General features: G+C 38.9%; 22 protein-coding genes, 2 pseudogenes and 1 other annotated feature. Of the genes and pseudogenes, 3 read left to right on the plus strand and 21 right to left on the minus strand.

Annotation, left to right across the window (positions count from 1 at the left end; all coding sequences use genetic code 11):
- Window positions 1-1,077: 1,077 nt before the first annotated feature.
- The 4 genes and pseudogenes from safA to nadB form a co-directional block, all read right to left on the minus strand.
- A pseudogene (safA, locus tag NSR00_RS18065) lies at window positions 1,078-1,225 on the minus strand (SafA/ExsA family spore coat assembly protein); the annotation flags it as partial.
- Between the two features lie 296 nt (window positions 1,226-1,521).
- Window positions 1,522-2,634, minus strand: a complete 1,113-nt coding sequence (nadA, locus tag NSR00_RS08035; RefSeq protein ID WP_340788040.1) for a quinolinate synthase NadA — start codon at window positions 2,632-2,634, stop codon at window positions 1,522-1,524.
- On the minus strand, window positions 2,631-3,476 hold the full coding sequence (gene nadC / locus NSR00_RS08040; protein ID WP_340788043.1) for a carboxylating nicotinate-nucleotide diphosphorylase: 846 nt from the start codon (window positions 3,474-3,476) through the stop codon (window positions 2,631-2,633). The genes nadA and nadC overlap by 4 nt, the downstream gene beginning before the upstream one ends.
- The gene (nadB, locus tag NSR00_RS08045; RefSeq protein WP_340788045.1) at window positions 3,473-5,014 is read right to left on the minus strand and encodes an L-aspartate oxidase; all 1,542 of its coding nucleotides are present in this window, start codon (window positions 5,012-5,014) and stop codon (window positions 3,473-3,475) included. Before nadB ends, nadC begins: the two co-directional genes overlap by 4 nt.
- A gap of 154 nt (window positions 5,015-5,168) precedes the next feature.
- Here nadB and NSR00_RS08050 point away from each other — a divergent pair, with 154 nt between their 5' ends.
- On the plus strand, window positions 5,169-6,257 hold the full coding sequence (locus NSR00_RS08050) for an IscS subfamily cysteine desulfurase (protein WP_412674431.1): 1,089 nt from the start codon (window positions 5,169-5,171) through the stop codon (window positions 6,255-6,257).
- Between the two features lie 22 nt (window positions 6,258-6,279).
- Complete coding sequence (locus tag NSR00_RS08055; RefSeq protein WP_063387960.1) at window positions 6,280-6,819, plus strand: transcription repressor NadR; 540 nt, start codon at window positions 6,280-6,282, stop codon at window positions 6,817-6,819.
- A gap of 41 nt (window positions 6,820-6,860) precedes the next feature.
- Here the strand turns inward: NSR00_RS08055 and pheA are convergent, their stop codons facing one another.
- The 11 genes and pseudogenes from pheA to NSR00_RS08110 form a co-directional block, all read right to left on the minus strand.
- Window positions 6,861-7,715, minus strand: a complete 855-nt coding sequence (gene pheA, locus NSR00_RS08060; protein WP_063387959.1) for a prephenate dehydratase — start codon at window positions 7,713-7,715, stop codon at window positions 6,861-6,863.
- Window positions 7,716-7,737: 22 nt separating this feature from the next.
- Entirely contained in the window at window positions 7,738-8,181 is a 444-nt protein-coding gene (locus NSR00_RS08065; RefSeq protein ID WP_063387958.1) for an ACT domain-containing protein, read from the minus strand.
- Between the two features lie 67 nt (window positions 8,182-8,248).
- The gene (gene obgE / locus NSR00_RS08070) at window positions 8,249-9,544 is read right to left on the minus strand and encodes a GTPase ObgE (RefSeq protein ID WP_327856489.1); all 1,296 of its coding nucleotides are present in this window, start codon (window positions 9,542-9,544) and stop codon (window positions 8,249-8,251) included.
- 28 nt (window positions 9,545-9,572) lie between these two features.
- On the minus strand, window positions 9,573-10,121 hold the full coding sequence (locus NSR00_RS08075) for a Spo0B C-terminal domain-containing protein (protein ID WP_130156085.1): 549 nt from the start codon (window positions 10,119-10,121) through the stop codon (window positions 9,573-9,575).
- A 120-nt stretch (window positions 10,122-10,241) separates the two neighbouring features.
- Window positions 10,242-10,532 (minus strand): 50S ribosomal protein L27, encoded by a 291-nt coding sequence (gene rpmA, locus NSR00_RS08080; RefSeq protein ID WP_063387955.1) that lies wholly within the window; start codon window positions 10,530-10,532, stop codon window positions 10,242-10,244.
- Between the two features lie 12 nt (window positions 10,533-10,544).
- Window positions 10,545-10,883 (minus strand): ribosomal-processing cysteine protease Prp, encoded by a 339-nt coding sequence (locus tag NSR00_RS08085; RefSeq protein ID WP_063387954.1) that lies wholly within the window; start codon window positions 10,881-10,883, stop codon window positions 10,545-10,547.
- A 15-nt stretch (window positions 10,884-10,898) separates the two neighbouring features.
- A complete protein-coding gene (rplU, locus tag NSR00_RS08090) occupies window positions 10,899-11,207 on the minus strand; it encodes a 50S ribosomal protein L21 (protein WP_063387953.1) in 309 nt (102 codons plus the stop codon).
- 13 nt (window positions 11,208-11,220) lie between these two features.
- Window positions 11,221-11,296 (minus strand) — a sequence feature (ribosomal protein L21 leader region).
- A 51-nt stretch (window positions 11,297-11,347) separates the two neighbouring features.
- The gene (locus NSR00_RS08095; protein WP_340788051.1) at window positions 11,348-12,814 is read right to left on the minus strand and encodes an Rne/Rng family ribonuclease; all 1,467 of its coding nucleotides are present in this window, start codon (window positions 12,812-12,814) and stop codon (window positions 11,348-11,350) included.
- Window positions 12,815-12,873: 59 nt separating this feature from the next.
- Window positions 12,874-13,740, minus strand: a complete 867-nt coding sequence (locus NSR00_RS08100) for a M50 family metallopeptidase (RefSeq protein ID WP_117016766.1) — start codon at window positions 13,738-13,740, stop codon at window positions 12,874-12,876.
- Window positions 13,733-14,527, minus strand: coding sequence for a M23 family metallopeptidase (locus NSR00_RS08105; RefSeq protein ID WP_063387950.1), 795 nt, complete (start codon window positions 14,525-14,527; stop codon window positions 13,733-13,735). Before NSR00_RS08105 ends, NSR00_RS08100 begins: the two co-directional genes overlap by 8 nt.
- A gap of 331 nt (window positions 14,528-14,858) precedes the next feature.
- Window positions 14,859-16,097: pseudogene (locus NSR00_RS08110) on the minus strand (Nramp family divalent metal transporter).
- Window positions 16,098-16,503: 406 nt separating this feature from the next.
- Here NSR00_RS08110 and NSR00_RS08115 point away from each other — a divergent pair.
- Window positions 16,504-17,055 carry a nitroreductase family protein gene (locus NSR00_RS08115; protein ID WP_063387948.1) on the plus strand — a complete coding sequence of 184 codons (552 nt, stop codon included), beginning with the start codon at window positions 16,504-16,506 and terminating at the stop codon, window positions 17,053-17,055.
- A 184-nt stretch (window positions 17,056-17,239) separates the two neighbouring features.
- On the opposite strand, the gene minD is transcribed toward NSR00_RS08115, so the two are convergent.
- From minD to NSR00_RS08145, 6 genes are all read right to left on the minus strand, one after another.
- Window positions 17,240-18,043 carry a septum site-determining protein MinD gene (minD, locus tag NSR00_RS08120; RefSeq protein WP_063387946.1) on the minus strand — a complete coding sequence of 268 codons (804 nt, stop codon included), beginning with the start codon at window positions 18,041-18,043 and terminating at the stop codon, window positions 17,240-17,242.
- Window positions 18,036-18,740, minus strand: a complete 705-nt coding sequence (gene minC, locus NSR00_RS08125) for a septum site-determining protein MinC (RefSeq protein ID WP_082829524.1) — start codon at window positions 18,738-18,740, stop codon at window positions 18,036-18,038. The genes minD and minC overlap by 8 nt, the downstream gene beginning before the upstream one ends.
- 58 nt (window positions 18,741-18,798) lie before the next feature.
- On the minus strand, window positions 18,799-19,317 hold the full coding sequence (gene mreD / locus NSR00_RS08130) for a rod shape-determining protein MreD (RefSeq protein ID WP_063387944.1): 519 nt from the start codon (window positions 19,315-19,317) through the stop codon (window positions 18,799-18,801).
- A complete protein-coding gene (gene mreC, locus NSR00_RS08135) occupies window positions 19,314-20,198 on the minus strand; it encodes a rod shape-determining protein MreC (RefSeq protein WP_063387943.1) in 885 nt (294 codons plus the stop codon). The genes mreD and mreC overlap by 4 nt, the downstream gene beginning before the upstream one ends.
- A 16-nt stretch (window positions 20,199-20,214) precedes the next feature.
- Window positions 20,215-21,237: a rod shape-determining protein gene (locus NSR00_RS08140; protein WP_063387942.1), complete on the minus strand. Its 1,023-nt coding sequence runs from the start codon at window positions 21,235-21,237 to the stop codon at window positions 20,215-20,217.
- 459 nt (window positions 21,238-21,696) lie between these two features.
- Window positions 21,697-22,821: an IS4 family transposase gene (locus NSR00_RS08145; protein ID WP_340787371.1), complete on the minus strand. Its 1,125-nt coding sequence runs from the start codon at window positions 22,819-22,821 to the stop codon at window positions 21,697-21,699.
- Window positions 22,822-23,902 lie beyond the last annotated feature (1,081 nt).

Genomic DNA, 23,902 nt, shown 5'->3' on the forward strand with positions numbered 1-23,902 from the left:
AAATTTTCAAAGAAAAAAGAGACGATTTTTATCATCGTCTCCAATAAAATTAATCTTCATCTTCTTCATCTTGCGGTGCAACGAACTGGTTATAATCATAGTAAGGCACAGCATAAGGGTAATGCGGTATTCCATATGGTACAAATGGAGCCGCTCGATATCCATAAGGTACAGGACCTCCGCAGCCGCAGTCATCCTGATGACTCGGAAAAGCTCCAGTATGAGGTATATTCTCTGCAAATTCTTGATTTTCCGCCGCCTCCGGGCTTACCCATTGACCGTGCGGTATTCCATAAGGTGCAGCATAAGGTGTCGGCGCCAATCCTGATCCTGGATATACAGGAGATACCGGATGGCATCCTAAGAATGGAAACGGTGGACAAAGAACAGGATATGGTACATATGGAACTACGGGTTGCGGACTGTATTGTATTGGTGAAACGTTTGGCGGAATGTTAGGTGCAACATTAGGTGGAATATTGGGCGGGATATTAGGTGCAACGTTTTCGTAACCATACGCTTCATCATATTCTTCATCATCATTAAAATCTTCGTCATATTGTTGTGGGCTTACAAATTGATTCGGGGCAGGGTTCGGAATGTTTGGCCAGACAGGCGCGTAATAAGGCTGCCATTGGGCCCCATAATATGGATTGACATTCGAAAATTGCGGATTCGTCATATCTTTGTTGTCCTCCTCTTTACTTTCTTCTCCTTTATCCAAAACTTCATGAAACACATTTTCAGGCTTTTTCGGAAGCTGCGGTTTGGAATCTTTTGAAGCATAGGGATGCGTTGGAGCCTTTTCCGCTTCTTCATGGATATTCATCATCGGCATATTGAGCATAAAATAATTGCTTACATCAGTTTTTTTCGGATAGTAAGGCTGATAAACTTTTGGAACGGGAGGCACATATGGTTTAGACGGCTTCTCCTTTGCTTCCGGTTCCTCCGTCTCAATAGGAGCAACAGGTTTTTCCTCTGCAAAAGGATGTTCCTTTGCTTCCTTTTTAAAAGCTACTTTTGGCACTTCTTTCTTTAATTCATGTTTCACTTCCTTTTTAATTGGCACATCGCCAGTTGGAATTTTTATTTTCATTCCTGGCATAATAAGATCAGGATTGCTCAATTGGGAATTCAACTTTTTTAACTCCTGGAAATCGACTCCATATTTTTGAGCAATTTTCCATAGTGTATCGCCTTTTTGAACAATGTGGATTTTCACTGTTTCCCCCTCCTGTGAAAACGTACTGCCTATACAGCTTTCGAATCAAAACATTCATAAATCTTCTTCATCACAACTTATGCAAATTTTAGTGGGATTATGATTTAAAAATGAAGGCTAAGAAAAACGATCCTCTTTTTTAAAAGCCAATTGATATCGATATCAGTACACAGCTGCTGATTTATGCTGCAAAAATTACAAAAATAAAAATACCCGGGGAGGACCCCAGGCATTCAAATTGTTCTTCGTACTTTTGCTATCCCGCATGCATATGGGCGATTGCAATTTTTTCCTTTTTATGAGCTATGATCCAGCATGCGATTTAATGCAAGAACTGCATACTCTTTAATTGATTCATCCACAATGATTTGATTAATTATTTTTCCTTTATCGATTGATTCCAGCGCCCAAACTAAGTGGGGCAGATCAATTCGATTCATTGTTAAACACGGACACATATATGGATTTAAAGAAACGATCTCTTTGTCGGGATTATCTTGTATTAACCGATTCACTAGATTCATTTCTGTTCCGATTGCCCACTTGCTTCCTTTCGGGGAGTTTTGAATCGTATCAATAATATATTTCGTGGATCCCGAATAATCGGCCATCTGAACAACCTCAAATGTACATTCAGGATGAACGATAATTTTCATATCGGGATATTTGCTGCGAATATGTTCAATATTTTTTACTGTAAATTTCTCATGCACTGAGCAATGGCCTTTCCATAAGATGATGGCGACATCTTCCCTTGTTCCATCATAATGCAGCTTTTGTTCAATCGGATCCCAGACAGCCATCTTATTAAGGGGAATACCCAGTTTAAAGGCAGTATTTCTCCCTAAGTGCTGATCAGGTAAAAACAAAATTCTCTTTTTTTGCTTCAGCGCCCAAGCCAGCATCGTTTCAGCATTTGAGGAGGTTACCGTTGCTCCGCCATTTTTACCGACAAAAGCTTTAATCTCTGCTGATGAATTGACATATGTTAATGGCAAAATCGTGTCGTCAAAAAGCTCTTGCAGCTTGCTCCAAGCGGCTTCTGTTTGTTTGATATTTGCCATATCCGCCATCGAACAGCCAGCTCTCATATCCGGAAGAATCACCTTTTGATAAGGCGATGTCAGCATGTCTGCTGTTTCTGCCATAAAATGAACACCACAAAAGACAATATATTCGGCATCTTTTGTTTCTTGCGCTATTTGTGCCAGCTTTAACGAATCTCCTGTTACATCGGCAAATTGGATCACTTCGTCTTTTTGATAATGATGACCTGGGATCATCAGTCTTGTTCCGAATTTCTTTTTAATTTCTATCACACGGTTTTCCAATTCTTCCACAGATCGATGTTTATAATCTTCAGGCATCATTTCTGTTTTTGAAGCATCCAACAATTCAAAAAGATTCATAGCTCATTCCTCCCCGAAAAAGATAAACTAATGTCTATTGAAGGTGCTGAATGGGTAATAAACCCAAGCGATATAAAATCAACATTTGTATCTTTGTAATCCGCTAAATTTTTTAACGTAATTCCGCCTGAAGCTTCTGTAATAATATCAGGCGGAGTCATATCAACAAATTTTTTCACTTGTTCAGGCGGGCAATTGTCAAACATGATAATATCGGGATGTACTGAAATTGCTTCTTTCAATTGCTCTTCCGTTTCAACCTCCACCTCAATTTTTACCATGTGACCGACCCGATTTCTTATCCTTTCAACTGCTTTTGTAATCGAACCGCAAAAGGCAATATGGTTGTCTTTAATCATCACCCCGTCATATAAACCAAATCTGTGATTATATCCTCCCCCTATGCGGACAGCATACTTTTCAAACATTCTAAGCCCAGGTGTTGTTTTTCTTGTATCACAAATTTTTGTATGCGTTGAATTTAACGTCAGCACCGCTTGTTTTGTCAAAGTTGCGATCCCGCTCATTCGCTGCAGCAGATTTAACACTACGCGCTCTCCTTGTAAGATGGAACGAATAGAACCTTTTATGACGGCAATCTCTTCCCCCGCTGTCAGCTCATGTCCATCTTTTACAAACATGTGAACTTCAAGGTTGGGGTTTAACATCGAAAAAGCGGTTTTCACCACGTTTTCTCCACAAAAAACTCCGCTTTGTTTTGCTTTTATGACGCCCGATCCTCGGTCGTTTTCTGAGAAAATCGCATCGCTGGACAAATCATTGTCTCCTATGTCCTCCATAAAAAATTGCTTCAATGCCTGCTCGAGTTTTATTTGATTCATGTTTCAACCGCCCCTATCCTTTGCTCGTTTGTTTGTACAATTCGTTTTTCCAGCCATTCAGGTTTTTCCCCTGGATAATCGATCCTGAAATGGCCGCCGCGGCTTTCCTTTCGTAAAAGAGCTCCTTTAGCTATTAAATATCCGGCTGTGATCATGTTAATCCGTTCGATTTCTTCAATTGAATAATTTATAGCATTTAATGGAAAATATTTGACATATCGCTTCAGCCATGAAACAGCCCATGCCAGTTCTCCATGCGTCCGTTCGATTCCAACCCATTTTGTCAATATTTTGCGTATTTCTCCTTTTTCTGGAACCTCTGTTTTTTCATGTTCGTTCCAATGGAAATCCCCAAAACTCTCCTGTGAAGACAGCCGCTGATCCAGTATAAATTTTGCAATCCTTTTTCCGAATACAAGACCTTCTAAAAGAGAATTTGATGCTAGACGATTTGCCCCGTGGACACCGGTACACGCCAATTCGCCTACAGCATAAAGCCGATCGATATTCGTTCTGCCGACTAAATCGGTTTCAATTCCGCCCATTAAAAAATGCATGCCAGGCACTACAGGAATTTTCTTCTCGCTCAAATTTACCCGATTTTTCCGACACATCTCAGCAATCGTCGGGAAACGTTCGGAAAAAAATTGAATTTCTGAAATATCCAAATACACTTGATGTCCATCCCGATATTTACGATAAATTGCGCGGGCAACAACATCTCGAGGAGCCAAATCACCTAATGGGTGAATTTCGCTCATAAATCTTTGCCCCGTTTCATCGATCAATACAGCGCCTTCACCCCTGACCGCTTCAGAAATCAATCCTCTGCATGTCCCGTTTATATAAAGCATTGTTGGATGAAACTGTGTAAACTCCATATCGATCAGCCTGCATCCAGCCCGAAAAGCAATGGCAAGTCCGTCTCCCGTTGCGTTCGGATGATTGGATGTCCATTCATAAGCTTGACCGCAGCCGCCGGTTGCCAAAATAATATGGGAGGCTGTATAGACATGTATATTTTCATCTGCTGTTTTGGTAATAATGCCAACTGCCCTTCCGTCCTTTACAACGACATCACAAACAAACTGATATTCATTGATTGTTATCCGGTTTGTTATTTTTTTTAAAAAATGCTCTACCATTTTCCTTCCCGTCGCATCTCCTCCTGCATGGAGAATGCGGCGAAAGGAGTGCGCCCCTTCATTTCCTAAATCCACATTTCCTTGCTCGTCCTTGTCAAATGGAAAGCCCTCATCCATAAGGGATGAAATAATTTCCTTTCCTTCTTGTACGAGCAGCTCAACTGCTTCCTTTTTATTGTGGTAGCGCCCAGCATATAATGTATCTTCATAATGAAGGCAGCTATGATCATTTTCATGTATGGCACATGCAATTCCACCTTGAGCCAAATGAGAATTAGAACTAGTTTTCATCGTTTTTGTAATCATTAATATGTTCATTTTTTCACATAATTCGCTTGCAACCGTTAATGCGGCAATACCGCTTCCGACGATGATGACATCATAATGGGTCATCAACAACCCCCCTTATAAATTTACACATGTCTTGACACATATATTTACACAAAAATACAATATTGACAAGAGGAATTTTTCACAAAATTTTTAAGGCTTGAATAGAGAGGGGCGAAAACAATTGATATACTTTGATTTTGCAGCAACGACCCCCATGAGTGAAAAAGCGATTGCTTCATACACCGAAGCGGCAAAATTTGCTTACGGAAACTCAAGCAGTCTGCATGATATCGGCGGCAAAGCGTATGAACTATTGACAGCGTCAAGGAAAGCATTTGCAGCGTTATTAGGAGGAGATCCAAACGGTGTTTATTTTACTAGCGGCGGTTCTGAAGGCAACATACTGGCCATCCAATCATTATTAAATAGCACGCCAAACAAAAAGCATATTATTGCTTCTTCACTTGAACATGCATCCATTGACCATTATTTGTCTTTATTGCGTGCGAAAGGATATGACATTACATTTTTAAAGCATGATCAAAATGGAAATATTTTAATGGAGCATCTTGAAGAAGAAATCCGTGAAGATACGGCCCTTGTCACCATCCAGCACGGCAATTCCGAAATCGGAACAATTCAAAATATAAAGGAAATTGGCTTGTTTTTAAAAAAGAGGAAAATATACTTTCATACCGATTGTGTGCAAACGTTTGGAAAACTGTTGATTCCCGTCGATGAGATGAATGCTGATGCTTATACATTTTCTTCACATAAAATTTACGGTCCAAAGGGCGTAGGAGCAGTGTATATTCATCCAGCAGCAAGCTGGTCGCCAGTGATTCCCGGAACAACACATGAGGACGGATTTCGTCCAGGCACTGTCAACGTTCCAGGCATTTTTTCCTTTGTCACTGCCGCAAATGAGTTTTATAATCAAAGAGAGAAGTATTTTAACCATTTCATCAAGCTCAAGCAGCATTTGATCAGTCAATTAAAGAAACAGCTGCCCACGATAACGATTGTCAATGAAACGAAAAAAGAGGTTCTCCCAAATATTGTTGGTGTTGTCACAAACAGTTTAGAAGGTCAATTTGTAATGCTCGAATTGAACCGAAAAGGATTTGCGGTCTCAACTGGAAGCGCCTGTCAAGCTGGAAATAGTCATCCTTCTAAAACCCTTCTTTCAATCGGCTTTGACAAAGATTCCGCTCATCAATTTATTCGTATTTCCTTTGGAATTACAAATACAATCTCGGAAGTCGATGAGCTTATCAATGCGATTCTATCCATCGTTCGATAAGAGTTTTGAAAGGTTGGTGTTTATGGAAAAAATATTAGGGGACAAGCGGAGGGAAGTGATTCTCGAATGGTTAAAAAATGAAAATCGGCCGATCACGGGCGGGGAATTGGCCTCACGGACGAATGTCAGCCGTCAAGTCATCGTTCAAGATATTTCTCTTTTAAAAGCACTCGGAGAACCGATTTTAGCCACAAGTCAGGGATATATGTATTTAAAAGAAAGAACGAATGAGGCAAAAAAAGCGAAACGTCTTATTGCCTGCAAGCACGCTCCGGAAAAAACAAAGGAGGAATTGAACATTATTGTTGATTACGGAGCGACCGTAAAAGATGTGATCGTTGAACATCCAGTGTATGGGGACTTGACCGCATCGATTATGGTAAGCAATCGAAAAGAAGTAGATGAGTTCATAAAAAAAATCGAAACAACAAACGCCTCTTATTTGTCGGAATTAACGAACGGCATTCATTTGCACACCATTCTTGCCGACAATGAAAAAACTTTAAATGAAGTTTGTGCAGCTCTTGATCAAGCAGGATTTTTAATTCGTGACGATCATTGATTAATCAAGCCAGGCATCCTGCAATGGATGCTCGGCTTTTTTTATAGTTTATAAGCCGGAAAGCTTCCGAGAATCTTGACGCCGCAGCCTAAAGCCTCCAGTTCTTGGATTGCCCCGGGTATTAAAACATCATCCATTTTTGATTCTATATCTATAATAAACAAGTAATCTCCTAATCCCGTTTTCATTGGACGAGATTCAATTTTTGATAAATTCAGTTTTCTCCATGCAAATGCAGACAATACTTGATGCAGGGCGCCTACATGGTCTGTCGGCAACGTTACAACTAATGTCGTCTTTTCACCGACTTTATTATGGTGGTTATTTTCTATTTGAAAATCTTGATCCGGATGTAAAATAACAAATCGTGTATGGTTGTAATCATAATCGTGAATATTATATTTCACAATAGCTAAATCATACTCTTTTGCCGCCAACTCATTGGCAATGACAGCCATATTTTCTTCCGGATGTTGATGGATATATTCTGCAGCGGCTCCTGTCGATGTGGCATATTCGATCGAAACATCCGGCATATGCTCATGTAAAAATTTATGGCATTGTGCAATAGCATGTGAATGAGAAAATACTTTTTCGATTTTTTTCCAATCATCCTTCCTGCAAGGATGAACCATTAAATGCTGCTTGATTGGAACAACAATTTCACCGACAATATGCAGTGTATTTTCATGAATTAAATAATCAATTGTAAGATTGACCGACCCCTCAAGCGCGTTTTCAAGCGGAACAACGGCAATGTTTGTTTCTTGCTTGACGACTGCATCCATGACATGTGGAATTGTTCGGTAAGGGACTAGTTTTACATCGTTTTCAAAAAATTTTGACACGGCCAAATGAGTAAATGTTGCTTTCGGTCCCAAATAGCTGATTTTCATCTGTATATCTTCCTTCCTAATTCTATGCACCTGAACTTAATAGTTCGACCTTTTCTACAAATTCTAGCTTCCGCAATTTTAATAATAAAACGTTCATATCTTCTTTCATTCCGTTCGTGTTTAATGATAAAGTCACATTGGCTCTCCCTTGAATCGGAATGGTTTGGTGAATTGTCAGCACATTGCAGCCTGCTTCAGCCACAACTTTAAGCAAATGCGACAGCGTTCCGGAACGATCTTCTAAATGGAAAAACAACGTAATGATTTTTTCTTTGACAACAGTATGAAAAGGAAAAACCGCGTCTCTGTATTTATAAAACGCACTTCGGCTCAAGTCAACGAGCTGCACTGCTTCTTGAACGGACGAGACTTTGCCTCGTTCAAGAAGCTTTTTCACTTCGAGCGTTTTTTTCATTGCTTCCGGCAGCACATCTTCCCTTACCAAATAAAAAATTTCGTCTTTCATCTACCGTCTCCTTTCCTACCCATATGCGATGAAGCATGAAGGACACAGATTTTATGTGCAAAATGTTTTATTCAATGAATTCAAATTCAAATTCCAGCAGCCTTACTGTATCCCCATCTTTTGCACCGCGCTCTCTTAATGCGTCGTCTACCCCCATTTTGCGAAGCTGTCTTGCAAAACGGCGAACGGATTCGTCTCTTGAAAAATCGGTCATTTTAAACAGCTTTTCAACCTTTTCACCTGATAAAATAAACGCTCCATCGCTGTCACGGCTGATGGTAAAGCTCGGCTTTTCATCCTTTAATGTATACACGACACGATTCGGAGCAGATGTTTCCGTTTCGTCAAAGTAAAGAGGGAATTCCGGCGTTTTTTCCAATAAATCGGCAATAGCAAATAACAGCTCGCGAATTCCTTGGCGTGTAACGGCTGATATTGGAAAAATGCTGACATTTTTGTCTTGCAGCTTTCTTTTAAATTGTGAAAGATTTTCAGCAGCATTTGGCATATCCATTTTGTTGGCGACAACAATTTGCGGCCGCTCCGTCAGCCTTAAATTATATTGTTTTAATTCTTCATTGATCGTCAGGTAATCCTCATACGGATCACGGCCTTCCATTGCGGACATATCAATGACATGAACGATGACTCTTGTTCTTTCAATATGACGCAAAAATTGATGTCCAAGACCTACTCCTTGATGAGCGCCTTCAATAAGACCCGGTAAATCTGCCATCACAAAACTGCGTCCGTCTTCGGTCTCAACAACACCTAAATTCGGCACTATCGTTGTAAAATGGTAGGCAGCGATTTTTGGTTTAGCACTTGATACAACTGATAAAAGAGTGGACTTCCCAACGCTCGGAAATCCGACAAGCCCGACATCAGCCAAAAGCTTTAATTCCAATGTTACATATCGTTCTTCGCCCGGCTCTCCTTTTTCGCATATTTCGGGCGCCGGATTCGTTGGCGAGGCAAATCGGGTGTTTCCTCTACCGCCCCGTCCTCCTTTGGCAATCACGCTTCTTTGCCCGTGCTCGGTTAAATCTGCGATCACTTCTTTTGTATCATCATCTATTACAACAGTACCGGGAGGAACTTTCACAACAAGGGGGTCGGCATTTTTCCCGTGCTGATTTTTAGACATCCCGTTTTCGCCTTTTGGAGCTTTAAAATGTTTTTTATAGCGAAAATCCATTAACGTCCGGAGACCTTCATCCACTTCAAAAATCACATCTCCGCCCTTTCCGCCGTCCCCCCCTGCAGGGCCTCCTTTCGGAACATATTTTTCACGGCGGAAAGCAACCATGCCGTTCCCGCCATCTCCGCCCTTCACATATACCTTCACTTGATCGACAAACATTGAGCTTCAGCCTCCTTTCATTGTTTCATCACGACTTACTGACCATCAATGTAAATTCATATGTATCAAAATGTATTTGTTGAATGGTGATTGCATCTGATTGGTACTGCTCTAAAAATGTTAAAAGAGTCTTATCATCCGTTAGTATACCATTAAAATCATAAAAGAACCGGACATTGTTTTCTGTTTTAAAGAGTTCTAATGTAATGGTTATATGATTTTCTTGTTTTTTATCAATATTTTGATTAAGGATTTGAAAAAGATCTGTTGTAAAATGGAACATTTCTTCATCTAGACCAGAACAATCCATCGCTTCCCCTAGCACTTCATAATCCAAAATGAGAAGGTGTCCTTTCCAGTTATATGTTAAAAGCAGCTCTGCAAAACTGGGCATGTTTAAATTGCAAAGTTTTGATTCTTGCTTTGCTTCCACGACAATTTCATCAATAATTTCCTTCACCCGATCGTATTTTTTTAATGATAAATGGCCTTTAATTAATTGCAATTTATTCATCCAATCATGTCTGGAGTGGCTTAATGCGTCAACAATACTCCATCTCTCTCTTTGATCAGCCATGGTTCCACTCCCATCAAGCTATCTTTTTAAACATGTACAAAAATTATATCAACTTTCCATTAAAAAAACACCGAAAAAGAAAACTCTAACCAAAAAGGCTAGAGTTTTTCAAGTGTTTGCTTATGCTTCTTTTGCTATCGGATACACGCTGACTTTTTTCTTGTCGCGTCCATATCGTTCAAAACGGACGATGCCGTCTACTTTCGCATAAAGCGTATCATCCCCGCCGCGGCCAACATTCAAACCAGGATAAACTTTTGTACCTCTTTGACGATAAAGAATGGAGCCGCCTGTAACAAATTGGCCGTCCGCACGTTTTGCACCTAATCGTTTTGCGATGGAATCACGTCCGTTTTTCGTGGATCCAACTCCTTTTTTCGATGCGAAAAATTGAAGATCCAATTTTAACATGAGTGCCACCTCCTAATCTTTTTTTGTAACGATTCGAATAAACTTTCCATACCCTCGCTCGATCGTTTGTAATGAAACAAGCATTCCTTCAAGCAATAATTGGATTTTTTCAAATGAATCCGTGTCAACTTGATCAGGAACCTGTACGTGCAAAAATCCGCCTTCTTCCGATTGTTCAACATTCATATCGACATTGGCTAAAGCTTTGATCGCATTTACTGCTCCAAAAGAAACAGCTGAAGCGCCTGCACATACGATGTCCTTCCCGTGCTCTGCGAAGTCCGCATGCCCTTTCATTGTAAACGACCGGATGAATCCTTCTTTCGAACGATGGATGGTCACATGTATCATATGAAACAGCCTTTATTATGCATTAATTTTTTCAATGACAACTTTTGTGTACGGTTGGCGATGACCTTGTTTTCTACGGTAATTTTTTTTCGGTTTATATTTAAAAACGATAATTTTCTTACCTCGGCCATGCTTTTCAACTTTTGCCGTAACCGTAGCTCCTTCTACCAGCGGGTTACCTACCTTTACGTTGTCTCCTCCAACGAAAAGCACCTTGTCAAAAGTAACTGTTTCACCTTCTTGAGCGTCTAATTTTTCCACATAAATGGCTTGACCCTCTTCAACTTTCACTTGTTTCCCGCCAGTTTCAATGATTGCGTACATATTCTGCACCTCCTATTTAACTAAGACTCGCCAGATTAGGGTGTCGGATAACCGAGCTTCAAACCCAAACTGAGCGGTTGTAGCACGGGTGCTACAAAAAACAATAACAAATTGATCTTAACAAAATATGAATGTATATGTCAATACATTTTGGAGATCCGTAAAGCCACTTCCTCTTCTGTTCCCCATTGGCGAATTTCGAATCCTTTTACATGATCGGAAGGACTGAAGAAAATCTTCATGCCTATTAGTTCTTCAAGCTTTTTTAAATGTTTCTCATATTCACATGTAAAAAAATCGCAAACTTCCGGGGCCGCTTCTACAAGGACGGCTTCGTCATCTGATCCAGCATGTTCAAGAAGGGTTCTTTCAAGTTCAAAAGCAATGCTTTCAACCGTCCTTTTTCTTCCTGTTCCGCCGCATGCTGGACATGGTTCGAGCAAAAGCTCGGAAAGAGATTTTCGAGTTTTTTTCCTTGTTAATTGCAATATATTTAATTCGGTAAAACCGATGACTTTTGTGAAAATGCGGTCCTTTTCCAATTCTTTTTGAAACAATCTCAAAATCCGGCTTCGATCTTCCTTCTCCATATCAATAAAATCGATCAAAATGATTCCGCTCAAATTTCTTAATCTTAACTGCCGGGCAATTTCTTTTGCCGCCTCCTCATTGGTTTTTAAAACCGTATCTCGGTACGTATTTTTCCCCGAAAATTTCCCTGTATTAACATCAATGACAATCATTGCTTCCGTTTCTTCAATTACGATAAACGCGCCGTTTTTTAACCAAACAATTTTTTTCAGCGCCTTTTCGATTTCATGTTCGATTGCATAATAAGAAAAAATATTTTCGTTTTCGGAATAAAAATCAATGGAAAATGGGAACAAATCTCCGTAATTTTTTTTCAATTCTTTTACAGTGCTTATGTCATCAATGACAATTTCATCCAATACATGCGGTGAAATTTCAGCGATAATTTGCTCTACAAAACTTTCTGAACCGAATAATAAGCTCGGCACTTTTTTGCTTTTCAGCTGTTGTTCAAAACTGCTCAGCATGTCATCGAACCATTTTTTTATTGTTTGGTCATCCGCTCTTTCAGCAGCAGTTCGGAAAACGATGCCCCCTTTGTTTGAGCATAACGTTTCCCCGAGAAGCTGCAATCTTTTTCTTTCTTCCTGGGAAATAATTTTTTTGGAAATTGCTACCGTGCGGCCAAAGGGCTGATATACAAAAAAAGGGGATCGCAATTCAATATTCATTGTGACTTTAGGGCCTTTAAATTCTCCTGATTCTTTTACAACTTGAACGATTACCTCTTCACCTTGAGAAATAAAATGTCGGACATTTTTATTTTTTAATGCCTCATTCGTTCGGGACGTCTCAAAATATGACATAATGTCATTCCGGTGAAGATAGCCGTTTCTTCCCTGACCTAAATCAACAAAAACAGCCTCCATACCAGGAAGGACTTTTGTTACTTTTCCTTTATAAATGTTGCCGACAATCGTGTTTTTTTCTTTTATCCATACTTCCGCCAGTCGTCCGTTTTCCAATAATGCAATGCGTTCATCATCCGTTTTTTTATTTATAATTAATTGCCGCAACCCAACAACCTCTTTTCATGTATTGTTTCCTATTTCAATATCATGTTTTCCTGCAGGCGTCAATAAACGTACTGTAAATCGCCCATTTTTCTGTCCGTCTTTTTTTCCGAAAAAAAACTGTGCAGCAGCTCATTTTCATCAAGCTGAAAAAGTTTTTTTCCATCGTCCTCCACTATAATAGGGTGCTTGCAACCCCGCTGAAATTTCAGCAGCACGTGGTAAATCAAATCATCGCGATCAACAATGATCGGCTTTAACACTGTAAACGCTTGATGATTTCCATAATACCTTTCCATCAAGAAGCGAATATATACAAATTGTCTTTGTTTATATTCCGTATAAATGGAGTGGACGATAAAGGCTGCGATAATCCACCCGCTTAAAAGAGTAGGGTTAAAAAAAAGCAAAAAAAGGAACAAACATGAAAAAACAACTGCAGATATGCGAAGCATTTCCTTATGAGCAACTGAAAAAGGTTTTTGTTTGCTCAGCAAAATAAAAAGAAGCTTTCCTCCATCAAGGGGCCAAATGGGAACAAGATTAAAAAGGAAAATAGACATATTAAAAAAAATAAACATTTCATATGTAGAGTCGTTTATGAAATTCGCTTCCCAAAAAATCCATGCAGCTATTTGCATCCATAAATGCTGAATCGGTCCAGATATAACAACAAACAGATCTTCTTTCAAGGGACGATTTCCATGCTCCTCCATTTCCACTACACCGCCAAAAGGAAGAAGCTGAATGGACTTGATCCTCCATGAAAAAAAACTGGCGCAAACAGCATGCCCCATTTCATGAATAAAAACTATTGAGAAAAGGATGCAAAGAGCTTTAAATTGCGCTGTCATTGCTCCGATTGCAATCAACACCCAAAAGATAGGATGAATATGTATTTTCGACAATAAGGAAAAATATTTATTCAAATGAGATCACCTGACTCGGGTCAATAAATGTGTCGCCCTTTTTTATGGCAAAATAGTATGTTCCATGCTGGTTTTGGCTTTGCTTTACTTTGCCTACAGGTTTTCCTGTTTCAACAAAGTCATACAGCGCTACATTTAGCTCTTCCAGGTTCCCATACCAGGTTTCTATTCCATCAGCATGTTGAATCACCACAGTCAGACCAGTATCCTCCTTCTTTCCAGCTTCAATAACAATTCCTTCATTCATGGCCTCTACCGTTTTATTATTTGTTTCGATCATCACGCCTTGCCCGGTATCTTTAAAGCTCTGAAGCACCTTTCCTGATGCCGGAACCGCATATTGACTTTCTTTAGATCCACTTTCTTCTTTCGATTGTTTTTTCAAAAACGCTAATGGATTCCCAAATTGTTCTTCGTACCATTTGGAAACATATGCAAAGTTAAACTCCTTTTCCATCACATGGCTGACGAAATCTCTAGCTTTCAGAAATTCTGCCCGGTCATTTTTAAAAATAATACCGATCATCAGGACGATGCAGGCAGAGATTAGCAATTTTGTTATAAAAACGTCCGAACGGAACAATGGATGAAAATTTTTACTTCCTTCTGCCTCTACATAAAGAGGGGAGTCCGCGTCAACTTGCACGTTTTCTTGTGTGATTTGATTGATAAATGGAACAGATATATCATCACTGCTGCTTGAACTGCTCGAAAGCATGCTGTTCATTCTTTTTCGTTTACGCTTTGCTATTCGTTTTTTTATTTCTTTTGCTCGACGATTCATCATCCATCATCCTTTTGCAATTTTGTACAAGTTTATGCCCTGTCCTTACCGTTTATGACAATAAAGCCATTTTGCATTTCTTAAAGCGATATCTAGGCAAATGTTTATCTTTGACCTTGATAAAGAACTTTTACCTACAAGCCAAAATTCTCCTAGTAAGCAGGTTCTTCACTCTTTTCTGATTCAAAGGAAAAATAAAATATGGCGCTATCCGAGAAAAGCAAAATTTTGAAATCAAAAAGAAGACCACAAAATGCTTTTGTCGTCCTCTTTTTGAAATAGTAGTATATGGTGAATTAACACAAAAGCTAGACTGCCTTTTATTTGAAGCCGCTTAACGAAATAGGTTGACTAGTTCATTGATCGATAAAATGAAAAATAAAACAATATTTAAACTCAAAAGTACGTTGAAAAACCATTTATTTCGATCTTCCGTATGAGGAAGATGCTTTTTACTATTAAGCAAATAGATAAGGGTCAGCGCCAGAAAGGGCATAAATAGCGCACCAAGGGCACCATACAAAATAATGAGGCTCACAGGTTTTCCTATAAAATGCAAGAGCATTGGCGGGAATGTTAACCAAAAAACAAAAAATTTATAAGCTTTTGTCTTACTTAATTGTTCTTTATTCACATCATGTTTTTTAACTGTATAGACAAAATCAGCAAATAAATAAGAGACGCCATTCCAAACACCTAATACTGATGTAAAGGAAGCTGACCAAAAACCGATGAGAAATAAGATACGTACAGTTGGGGACAACTCGTTTCCTAAAATGGTAGCAAATGATATGAGACCTTGCTCACCGTTAATGTTTGTATTCGTTCCATATAGTAATGCAGCCCCTAAAATTAATAAAGAAATTGTAAAAACTGCTGTAGTAATATAGGCAATCATGGAGTCAAATCTAACGTAGCGGAGGTAGGATCGATCCTTCCAATTGTTTTCCTGCAGTCAATAGCCATAAGACGCCATGGTAATGGATCCGCCAACTCCCCCAATTAATCCGAGTGCGTAAAGCAGTGACCCTTTCGGCAACGCCGGAACAGCAGTGTCCATGATATCAGAAAGTTCCGGCAGAACAATAACAGCTGAGCCGACAACCGAAATAAACATAAGTAGAATTAAAAGATTCATAACTTTTTCAAATAGCTTATATTGCCCCATCCATGTTAATAAAAAACCTAACAAACCGCTTATAACCGCCCATACCCATAAAGGCAAGACAGGAAATAATGCAGACAGAGCCAATGCACAAGATGAAGTCGCAGCCGCTCCATAAACAAATCCCCAAATAACCGAATAAACGCCAAAATAGCTTGTTGCCCATAATCCCATAGAATGCCAGCCTTCTAAAATAGTTTTTCCAGTCAGCAAATGATATCGGCCAACACCCTCATTTAAGGCAAATTTTAAAATAGCCCCGATCATGATTGCCCATAAAAAGACAAGTCCAAAATTTGTACCGGCAACTAAGGCAGCAACTAGATCACCGGCTCCGACGCCCGTTGCTGCGACAATTAACCCCGGACCAACGGCCGGCCACTTTTTTGTGGATTTGCCATGTTCCATCACTGTCACCTTCCATCTGAGATTTGAACGTAGAAATGAGTCATCTAATATTTCTTATGAATGATCTTTCTCATTAGGGAATATAAATGTGCATGAATCAATTGCTGGATGAACATATTTTCGCATCATCCTGTTATATCTAGTTTTAGCAATTGTTCATCCATGCGAAACTTTCTCATTTATAGTTCTTATGTAAAGAATTCATATTTTATTAATTGAATATTCTGTATTTTTAGGTCGATCGTTTTCATTGCTCTTGTACCAGCTGTTTGAAATGATTTCTCGCACCTATCTCCTTCCCTTTGTAAACGATTACGACTGTAGAAATAAACATTTACATATCGCCTCAATTTTGAAATAATTCTAATTGAAAATCATTATTATTAAGGAGGCATCAGAAATACCAATGGAAACATACAAAGTAGCCAATATAATTAAAGAGCGTCGATCGATTAAAGAATTTAAGAAAGATCCAATCCCTAAAGAAGTAATATGTGAATTATTAAATACGGCTGTTTGGGCTCCTAATCATGGATTAAGAGAGCCATGGCGGTTCGTGCTGTTTATGAATGAAGGAAAAGAAAAATTAGTTGCTGCTATTGCACAAGAAACGAACAATGGAAAAAATATCGATCGATTACGAGAAAAGCTGCTGCCGATTCCAGCACATTTATTAGTAATCATGAAAGAGGATCCGCGTCAAAAGCAGTGGGAGGAGGATTTAAAAGCGACAAGTGCATTAATCCAAAATTTTCAACTAGCTGCATGGGAAAAAGGTATTGGCGTTATATGGAAAACAGGTGCTTATATTTATTCACCATCTTTCCGACAAAAAGTTGGAGTAGAACCAGGAGAAAAAATTGTCGGCCTTCTACATATTGGCTATCCTGCCTCAATCCCAGAACCAAAACAGCGGACAAACGCAGAAGAAAAATTGACGATTATTGAATCATATTGAAAGGGAAAAGATTCAAGAGGAAATATTTTGTACAGCCTTCAAAAAATCTCCCACCTCAAGAGATAGAAGAAAAAACCGATCAGCAGGTGGGAGATATATCAGTGTGATGGCAGTGATTCTAATGTGTGCAAAGAAAAAAGCTAATGCCTTATTCAAGGAAGTGTGATTTTTAAATTGATTAGGATTAAGCACGTACTCCAAAAAATTTTTTGATTTTTGCGATAACACCTTTTTCAGGCTCATCTAATGATTGAAGCGGAACCGCTTCACCTAAAATTCTTCTCGCAATATTGCGGTAGGCAATGGAAGCACGATTGTCAGGGTTCATTACAATCGGTTCACCATTATTAGACGCTTTTATTACCTCATCATCATCAATTACAATCCCCAACAAATCAATAGAAAGATGGCTGACAATTTCATCGACATCCAGCATATCACCGTTTTTCATTAAATGATTTCGGATCCGATTAATAATTAATCGTGGCGGCTCAATATCTTCCTTCTCCAGCAAACCGATAATTCGATCCGCATCTCTCACAGCGGAAACTTCTGGTGTTGTCACGACAATCGCTTGATCCGCACCGGATACGGCATTTTTATATCCTTGTTCAATCCCGGCAGGACAGTCGATAATAATATAATCAAAATCTTGTTTTAGCTGATCAATTAATTTTTTCATCTGCTCAGGTGTTACGGCAGTTTTATCGCTAGTTTGCGCTGCAGGCAGCAAATAAAGAAAATCATTAAAGCGTTTATCTTTTACGAGAGCTTGATGAATTTTGCATCGTTCTTGGACAACATCAACTAAATCATAAATAATCCTGTTTTCCAATCCCATGACAACATCGAGGTTCCGCAAGCCGATATCTGTATCAACTAGACAAACTTTCTTTCCCATAATGGCAAGGGCTGTACCAACATTTGCAGAAGTTGTTGTTTTGCCGACCCCGCCCTTGCCAGAAGTGACCACAATTGCCTCACCCATTCATTATTCCCCCTTCAAGCCTAGTTAAATTGGGTCTCAGATGAGCTAATTGTTGAATCCGTTCAATAATGATTGTCCCATTTTCATCAATATATGCGCATTCCATATCATTTCGAAATGATGGCTCCTTCTGATCGGGTGGCCTACTTAAAATATCGGAGATCCTCAGCTGTGTCGGCTTCATCAAGGAGGCGGCAATCACTGCATTTCGATTCCCTTCAAAACCAGCATGAGCTATGCCTTTTAAAGCCCCCATGACAAAAATATTGCCCGTTGCCATGACTGTCCCGCCAGGATTGACATCTCCTATCAGCAACAAATCCCCTCTAATTTTCAACACTTGCCCAGAACGGACGACTTTAGCAACTGAGATAACATCTGCTTCCTCTTTCCACTTCAACGCCTCTTCCTTTGAGATGACATTTGAATCAATTGCATCGACAATTAAATTTCTTTTTTTTCTTATTACGTCTTTTATTTTCTCTTCTTGTTCCTCCGTCAAAAAACGATTTCCAGCCTTTATCGTCACCCTGATCATCGGTTCATTTTCCTGAACATACTGCCTTTTGGAGAGCATCGAATCCAGTTCATTCACAATATCGTGAAACGAACAGGAATCATCTAAATATAATGTCAATCCATCCTTTGTGCCTTTAATCGTTACATAATATGGTCTTTGAGCTTTCACGAAGTTCACCCCAACAAAAATCTATTTCGACAGCAATAACAAAAACTCCTCTATCAAACTTTAAAACTTAATCGTTGTGTTCACCTATTTTCAAGCCCAAAACGAATTTCTTTAAAGGATAGATTAACACACAAGCTAATACAAAATTCAGAGCAAGTGTCGGTAGCAGGCGATCAATTGTAAACAATTGCAGAGGAACAGCTGTCATCCCGATTAGTAAATAAATACCGTATGTAAAAAATTCAAGCAATGCAACGGAAAGCTCAGTTAAAAAAATTAAAACAAAAATATTGGGATTGAGCACCCGCAAAGCTTGCATCACTAAATATGCCAAGGTCGGAAATGCGAAAGCATATATGCCGATAACTTGCGTGTAAACAACATCGAACAATAAACCGAAAACAATTCCATAAATGACGGCAATTTTCCGAGAGCCGTACGCCGCCAAGATGACAATCATCAATAGTAAAAGATGGGGAACTGCCACTTGATGATCTGAAAGAAAAGGGATCGGAACAAGATCAACGATGATGCTTTCCAATACGAAAATAAACATAACCATTACGGGGAGGAAAAATGTTCTCAAGAGTCTTCCTCCTCTTCCAATTGATTGATATCAACTGTTGGAAGAACCCGCTCGATGATCATGACACGATCTATATCATAAAAGTCAGCTGATGGGGTTATATAAGCTATCTTTGTTAATCCGTACGAATCAAGTTCGACTTTTTTTACTTTTCCGATCACTAAACCTTCAGGAAACACTCCGCCAAGGCCAGAAGTCGCTACAATTTGATTTTCTTTTATTTGGGCATTTGATTCAATGATGTTCATTTCAAGAGCATTTTCCTGCTCACTGTAGCCGACAATGAGGCCGAATACCTTTCCGTTATTCGTATGAACCATTGCTGAAATCCGGTTTTTTCTATCGGAAGCACTTAAAAGCTGAACGGTGGACGTAAATTCAGAAGTATTTTTCACTTTCCCGATCAATCCTTTTGCCGTTATAACCGCCATGTCTTTTTTGATTCCGTGCTGTTCGCCTTTATCAATTTTGATATAATCATGCCAACGATCAGGATTTCTTGCGATGACTGTCCCTTGGATCGACTTATATTTTCTTATATCGTTATCAGCAGATAATTTTAATTCTTCTTTTAATTGTTTGTTTTCCTGTTCTAATTCCTGCAGCTTTTCCTCCAATTGAATATAATTATTCAGTTGTTTGCGAAGCAGCTCGTTTTCTTCGTATGTATTTTTTAAATGATTCAAATTCTCAAAGAAGCCCGCAATATATTGTGCGGGCTGATGAAATACCTTCTGGACTAGTCCAACCGAATCTTGAATAAACTTCTCCTGCCACGAAAGATTGCGGTCTTCCTTTAGGGAAAAACCAATCAATGCCACCAAAATAATGATCCCGACAAGGAGCACAATTAATCGTTTATTTAGAAAAAATTGTGGCATGATTTACACCTCTAACTTATCTGTGGTCTTTTGTACGATTTTTGAATAGGTGGATATGTTCAAGAGCTTTTCCTGTTCCGACCGCTACACAATCAAGAGGATTTTCCGCAATGATTACAGGCATTTTCGTTTCGTCGCTTATAACTTTGTCTAAATTGCGAAGAAGGGCGCCCCCACCAGTTAAAACAATTCCTCGATCCATAATATCCGCCGCAAGTTCAGGCGGAGTTTTTTCCAAAGTAATTTTTACAGCATCTACGATCGCATAGACAGTATCGCGTAATGCCTCTGAAATTTCTGTCGCAGTAATTTCAATCGTTTTCGGAAGGCCTGTTAACAAATCTCTTCCGCGAATTTCCATGTTTTCAACACCTTCCGGAGCGCTTGCAGAACCGATTTCAAGCTTCACCGCTTCCGCTGTCCGATCACCAATCATTAAGTTGTAGGTTTTACGGATATAGTTAATGATGGCTTCATCCATTTCATCACCGGCAACACGGATAGATTGGCTTGTCACAATTCCGCCGAGAGAAATGATGGCAACTTCCGTTGTTCCCCCGCCGATGTCTACAACCATGCTTCCGGTCGGTTCCCAAACTGGAAGGTTGGCTCCAATAGCAGCCGCAAATGGTTCTTCGATCGTATACGCATCTCTAGCGCCTGCTTGTCTCGTTGCATCAATGACCGCACGTTCTTCAACCGCAGTTATTCCCGAAGGAACACAAACCATCACATAAGGTTTTCGCGAAAAAATACCTGCATTTTTTGTTGCCTGTTTTATGTAGTATTTCATCATCGTAGCAGTCGTTTCATAATCAGCAATCACTCCGTCTTTCATTGGTCGAAGTGCTACAACATTTCCAGGCGTACGCCCGATCATATTTTTTGCATCATTACCAACTGCAACAATTTGCTTTGTATCAGTTTGCAAAGCAACAACAGATGGTTCACGCACTACAATACCTTTTCCTTTCACAAACACTAACGTATTGGCTGTCCCTAAATCTATTCCAAGGTCTCTCGTACCAATTCCAAACATAGCTGATGTATCTCCCTTTCTTCCAAAATAAATACGTTTTTATATTCATGTAAATGTCTAATCATTATTGAAAAAACCCATAAATTATATTATAACGTAATTTTTCAAAAAAAAAAGTGCTATCAATACCCTGCGTAAAATAAAAATTTGCGAGGTATTTTTCATGAAACTTGATGAAAAGCTGATCATTGTGTTGGATATCTCAAAAATTTTTACTAAAAAATTTTCCTAGTGGAGAATAGAGGATGAAAAATAGATGTCACAGCAAATACCGCCCGTATGAAAGCCTTGATTTAATTTATCCATTGAGAATCACTACCGTCGCATAAATGATGTCTGAATTTTCAGTTTTATTTTTTTCTGGACTTTAGAGAAAAAACGAAAACACCTAAGCGAGGGTAGTAAACATCCATTTTTTTACTATAACCTATGACTTGTGCAACAACGACTGGCAAACCTTTATGGGACGCCGTTTCCTTCGATTTTTCGTAACCAAATGTGAGCGGATTTCCACAAAGAAGCCTTCAAATAGCGACTAATTTGTAAGTAACTGCGTTCGCTATTTGTGTTCAACTGAGCTAAAACATTCAGACAGTACACTATCATGGCTACGTACACTTGGTTGTGTACAGCTTGTTCACTGTGACCATAGAACTTTTTAATGTTTAAATGTTGTTTCATCCATTTGAAAAACAATTCAATCGCCCAGCGCGATTTATAGATTTCTGCTATTTCATCTGCACTTATGTCGAAACGATTTGTGAGTAAATGCAGTGTGTTTCCTTTTGTATCAACCAATTTCAGTAAACGGAACGCATTCTCAGAACGATTTTGTGTGGTGCCAATGACCACCATTTCATCAGACAAAACAGATGAATTTTCCGGCAGAGAAAAGGTCTCCAATACACGAACTACAGCGTTTTTCCGTAATCGTGAAACAAAGAAATAGCCATCATCTGTCATACGATCAAAACGTTCATAATCTAAGTAACCACGATCAAACACGTACAGGCATTCTTTGTCATCCACGAATACTTCTAGTTGACCACGATCATGTTCGTTGGCATTCGTGAGTACGGCTTGATCTGGATAGGAGAGTCCTTTTTCCATAAAAACAAGTCGTAAGTGAAGCTTTACTCCTGATTTTGTTTTTCGAAACTCTGCCCACTTATGATTGGTCAAATTAAGCGGTAATGTACTCGAATCAATGATTTTTAGTGGCGTTGTCAGCTTTCTTCGCTTTTGAAAATGTGTTTTCTCATGAATTTGAGCCACTAAATTAAGAAAAATCGATTGAAAGAAAACCGTTGGAATGGCGTTGATTCGTCTCCCTAACTGTGAAAAACTAATCGATTCCAATCCCGTTGCTCGTTGTAATTCTTCTAAAAAGACAGCGTCACTCAGCGCCCGTAAACTCTCGGTTTCATGGAGCCCTGCATACAAAAGCAGTTTCATAAATGAAGCCATATAAAGCTTCTTGGTATAGTGATTTAATTGATGTGTTTTCACTAGGTCGTCAAATAATGGACGATTAATCGGTGAAAACCATTGTTCAAATGATGTTTTTCGTGTAAACTTATCCATGCTTTTGTCCTTTGTATTGGATTTGGATGGTTTACTACCACCCAACCATTATAAAGGATTTTTTTGTGTTTAGATTATGTTTCAGAAAATTCGGTTTATTTGAAGGTGTTAAATTATTTTAATGCGACGCTAGTGATTGAGAATAATAACTTAAAAATATTACAAGTCCATACAAAAAATATTATTTTATGTTTACAAATCCCCCCTTTGCACTCTTTATTAGCAATGGTTTAGAATGTCATAAAAAATAATGGTTTTTTCAGTTGATTGTGTTTCAATTCAAATGACTCCAATAAAGTATTACATAACAATTCTGCCGAAGTTTCAAGTTCATCTATTATTGAAAATCACTAAAATATGAGATTTTTCTCCAACTTTGGCTCTTCTTAAGTCGCAAACCCTTTGTAAATGCGGACATCATTTGGAGCTCGCGAGGCCGTGCAAATGTTTTTTGAAATTCCTTCTATCATGCACTTACGCGTTGTAATAACGTTACTGCCCTGCTTCAAGCAGCTTTTTATCGTGTCTTTGCGAGGCTGGTCAGTATGTTATATACCGTTGTGCTGTCTCCCATCAGTCCCCCTGCAAATTCAGCAAAACGGTGGTTGCTCGCATTACGTATCTAGAAGCGCAAAAATCTGTCCGAAAAAGCGCTAGCAGTTCAGAATCCAAAGCTATTAACTGTAATACGTGTTAGGATTGATTTTAAATGAAGGCATACTTTTTCACCCATTTATAACTCGGGAAAATAAGTTTTTTAACCATATAAAGTGTGTAAAAATAACTCCTTTTTCGCAATGACAAAATTTTGGGTGAAATGTAATGATTATACATATAAGTGGTTTTCATAAAACTTTGTTGCTGAAACTGAGGTAGAATGACTAGAGTAAAATGAATTGTTTTTCAATAATAAGTTAGCTGATCTGATGTGGTTGCCAAAAAAAGAACATCACTACAAATTCAAGTGCACAATCACATAGGCAGCAGTGCGACGAGGATCTTAATTCAGAAGTCTGTAATCTTAAATGAAAACATGCTTCCTTACAATTTATTATAAAAGACAGGAGCATCATATGAGTAA

It is taken from the genome of Aeribacillus sp. FSL K6-8394 (assembly GCF_038008865.1).
Lineage (GTDB): Bacteria > Bacillota > Bacilli > Bacillales > Aeribacillaceae > Aeribacillus > Aeribacillus composti.

Bases quoted from the DNA above. Each gene is read 5' to 3' on its own strand.
- nadA (WP_340788040.1), bottom strand. From the start codon at position 2,634: ATGAATCTTTTTGAATTGTTGGATGCTTCAAAAACAGAAATGATGCCT.
- nadC (WP_340788043.1), bottom strand. From the start codon at position 3,476: ATGAATCAAATAAAACTCGAGCAGGCATTGAAGCAATTTTTTATGGAG.
- nadB (WP_340788045.1), bottom strand. From the start codon at position 5,014: ATGACCCATTATGATGTCATCATCGTCGGAAGCGGTATTGCCGCATTA.
- NSR00_RS08050 (WP_412674431.1), top strand. From the start codon at position 5,169: ATGAGTGAAAAAGCGATTGCTTCATACACCGAAGCGGCAAAATTTGCT.
- NSR00_RS08055 (WP_063387960.1), top strand. From the start codon at position 6,280: ATGGAAAAAATATTAGGGGACAAGCGGAGGGAAGTGATTCTCGAATGG.
- pheA (WP_063387959.1), bottom strand. From the start codon at position 7,715: ATGAAAATCAGCTATTTGGGACCGAAAGCAACATTTACTCATTTGGCC.
- NSR00_RS08065 (WP_063387958.1), bottom strand. From the start codon at position 8,181: ATGAAAGACGAAATTTTTTATTTGGTAAGGGAAGATGTGCTGCCGGAA.
- obgE (WP_327856489.1), bottom strand. From the start codon at position 9,544: ATGTTTGTCGATCAAGTGAAGGTATATGTGAAGGGCGGAGATGGCGGG.
- NSR00_RS08075 (WP_130156085.1), bottom strand. From the start codon at position 10,121: ATGGCTGATCAAAGAGAGAGATGGAGTATTGTTGACGCATTAAGCCAC.
- rpmA (WP_063387955.1), bottom strand. From the start codon at position 10,532: ATGTTAAAATTGGATCTTCAATTTTTCGCATCGAAAAAAGGAGTTGGA.
- NSR00_RS08085 (WP_063387954.1), bottom strand. From the start codon at position 10,883: ATGATACATGTGACCATCCATCGTTCGAAAGAAGGATTCATCCGGTCG.
- rplU (WP_063387953.1), bottom strand. From the start codon at position 11,207: ATGTACGCAATCATTGAAACTGGCGGGAAACAAGTGAAAGTTGAAGAG.
- NSR00_RS08105 (WP_063387950.1), bottom strand. From the start codon at position 14,527: ATGATGAATCGTCGAGCAAAAGAAATAAAAAAACGAATAGCAAAGCGT.
- NSR00_RS08115 (WP_063387948.1), top strand. From the start codon at position 16,504: ATGGAAACATACAAAGTAGCCAATATAATTAAAGAGCGTCGATCGATT.
- minD (WP_063387946.1), bottom strand. From the start codon at position 18,043: ATGGGTGAGGCAATTGTGGTCACTTCTGGCAAGGGCGGGGTCGGCAAA.
- mreC (WP_063387943.1), bottom strand. From the start codon at position 20,198: ATGCCACAATTTTTTCTAAATAAACGATTAATTGTGCTCCTTGTCGGG.
- NSR00_RS08140 (WP_063387942.1), bottom strand. From the start codon at position 21,237: ATGTTTGGAATTGGTACGAGAGACCTTGGAATAGATTTAGGGACAGCC.
- NSR00_RS08145 (WP_340787371.1), bottom strand. From the start codon at position 22,821: ATGGATAAGTTTACACGAAAAACATCATTTGAACAATGGTTTTCACCG.